2 protein-coding genes are annotated in these 2,513 nt (G+C 49.6%); one reads left to right on the top strand and one right to left on the bottom strand.

Features of this window, described 5'->3' with window-relative positions; translation table 11 throughout:
• Window positions 1–103: 103 nt before the first annotated feature.
• Entirely contained in the window at window positions 104–1,285 is a 1,182-nt protein-coding gene (locus tag NG346_RS14285) for an aspartyl protease (RefSeq protein ID WP_262288905.1), read from the bottom strand.
• Window positions 1,286–1,387: 102 nt separating this feature from the next.
• Between NG346_RS14285 and NG346_RS14280 the strand changes: the two genes are divergently transcribed.
• A complete protein-coding gene (locus NG346_RS14280) occupies window positions 1,388–1,963 on the top strand; it encodes a sugar O-acetyltransferase (protein WP_262278939.1) in 576 nt (191 codons plus the stop codon).
• The last annotated feature ends 550 nt before the right edge of the window (window positions 1,964–2,513 follow it).

Raw genomic sequence — 2,513 nt, 5'->3', positions numbered from 1 at the left:
AAAGGTTGTACATACGATGGTTTGGACTTAATGTTTTGAACACCACTAAGTTACTAAAAATCAGCGATATGTGCAACTTTTTACTCATATTTATCAACTTAAATTAATTCCGCCAACGGGTTATCGTAATCATTCTTTTCTCTTCGTTTTTCCCCTTCACCGTCAGCGTGTAGGTCTGTCCCTCCACAAAGGGGTAACGACGGAAGTCGGCGAACGTGGCGACGGCTTTGCCGTCAATGGCCATGATGGTGTCGCCCTGACGCAGCCCTGCCCGGTACTCGTCACTGCTCTTAGTCAGCAGACCGACTACGGGGCGTCCGTCTCTGTTCGGCACGTAGGCGACGGTATAGGTTTTGTTGTTCACTTCCACGCTGTCACCGCCTTCGTAAGGCTGGAAGAAGATCTTGCGGCGGAAACCGTTGATGGTCACCGTGCCATAGCGCAGGATGCTCGCCCCGATGCGGCTGGCGCCCTGTGTGGTCATTGCTCTTACATCTTTGAACGAGAACGTATCCCATTTCAGTCGGTCGAGTTTCATAAACACCACCTCCGACGAACGCTCAGCACCTAACTGTCCGATGGTGAACGAGCCGTTGACGCGTTCCTCCACCTGACTCTCCACATTCTTGCTCTTATAGGCATGCACGTCGAAGCTCTCCTTGTTCATCGTGAAAAGCTGGCGTGAGCCCGTATCGAAGAGCACCTCGTCGGTATGGCGCTTAAACGGACTGACAAGCACATAGGGCACGAACCATTTCAGCCTATAATGCAGCCCCACGCCGGGCTCGTGGTCGAAATAGTCGCGACGGTCGGTGAGGATCATTCTGGCATGAAGAGCGTCGATCTTGCAGCATAGTCCCTTGTTGAGCAGGTCGAAGCCGAGGATGGCGTCATAGGTGTGGCGTGTGGTCTGTGGGCGGAACACTGAGGCCACATAGTGTTGCAGAGTCAGCCTGCCGATGGTCAGCGGCGGCAACTCCACCACAGCCACCGTGTCGAGATTGCCGGCGGCGTCGCGACTGACGACATTGCCCAACGGGCGCAACCCTTGTATGCTACTGCCCATGTAGACTGAACCCTGGCTCGATCCTGTATCGAGGTTGAAGCGACAGGGACGCCCGCCTGCTGTGCCCATGATGTATATCTGATCGTCGACAACCTCTATGGGGATCGTGTCGACAAAATTCGTTTGGGAAAAGGTGAAGCTGGTATCATAGCTGTGCATCTGTGCCTGTGTGTACAGACTGAGCAGCAAGGCGGCCAGTAGGATGAAGGTTCTTTTCATGTTTATATCATGTTTACTATGTGGCAAAGTTACAAAATAAGTACTATTGGTGCTTGTCCTTTTGATGTTTTTTCTTAATTTTGTTACCAAAACACGATGACTATGAAAACAGAATTTGAAAAGATGCGCTCGCAAGAACTCTATCATATCGATGATCCTAAGATACAACAGAGTTGCAACGAAACTAAGGAGTTGCTCTTGGCGTTCAATCAGACCACGCTGACATCGCCCAATTTTCGGTTGTTGCTTCAGCGTGTGGCACCGGGCATACCCGACTCGTCGGTGATCTGTCCGCCGTTTTATTGTGACCATGCCAGTAGCAACCACATCGGTGAACACGTGTTCATCAACTACAATTGTACGTTTCTCGGTGGAGCCATCATCACCATCGGCAACCATGTGCTCATTGGTCCTAACTGTCAGTTGCTTACGCCCCAGCATCCGATGAACTATCTCGACCGGCGTAAGCCCATGGAGACATCTTACCCGATCACCATTGGCGACGACACTTGGTTGGGCGGCGGTGTCACCGTCTTGCCCGGCGTGACCATCGGCAAGCGTTGCATCATTGGTGCCGGAGCCGTTGTCGTGCATGATATTCCCAACGACAGCCTTGCCGTGGGTAATCCTGCTGTGGTGAAGCGTCGTCTCAACAATGAAAGTACAAAGCAAGGTTAGACATAAGTCACTTATCTTTAGACAGAAACGCATGCTTATTCTTGGACAGAAAGACATAAAGCACATATAATTAGGTCGGGAGAAGCAAGGCTCATCATATTATTTCTTAGACAGAATGAAATTAGTCTCTCGCTTTGAAACTAACAGTCTCAAAGCGAGAGACTATTGGTTTCAAAGCGAGAAACTATTAGTTTCAAAGCGAGAAACTGTTAGCTTCGTCTTTCGTTGAGAAAGTGCTCGGCAGTCTCTCACGCTTGTTGTGCTGGGCTCTTGTCTTCTCGTGCTGTCTTCCTGTCGTGTCGTGCAGTGTTCTGTAGGTTGCTGCTGTGCAGCGACGCTCGTCCTTATTACCCCTTGCTCTCTTCTCCCTATATAATACAATAATGTGTTGTGCTCTCTTTTTGTAAACATTATGGAAAATCTACACTTTTTCTTCAAAAAAACATGGGAAATGTTTGGAGGGTATTGAGAAAACCTGTACCTTTGCACTCGCTTTTCAGAACTACGGCAAACGCCTAACACTGAGAGCAACGAGAAAGAGTTCTTTGAG

Source organism: Hallella absiana (assembly GCF_025457485.1).
Classification (GTDB): Bacteria; Bacteroidota; Bacteroidia; order Bacteroidales; family Bacteroidaceae; genus Prevotella; species Prevotella absiana.
The sequence above is the reverse complement of the archived record's forward strand: the minus strand, read 5'-3'. Positions and strand labels throughout refer to the sequence as shown.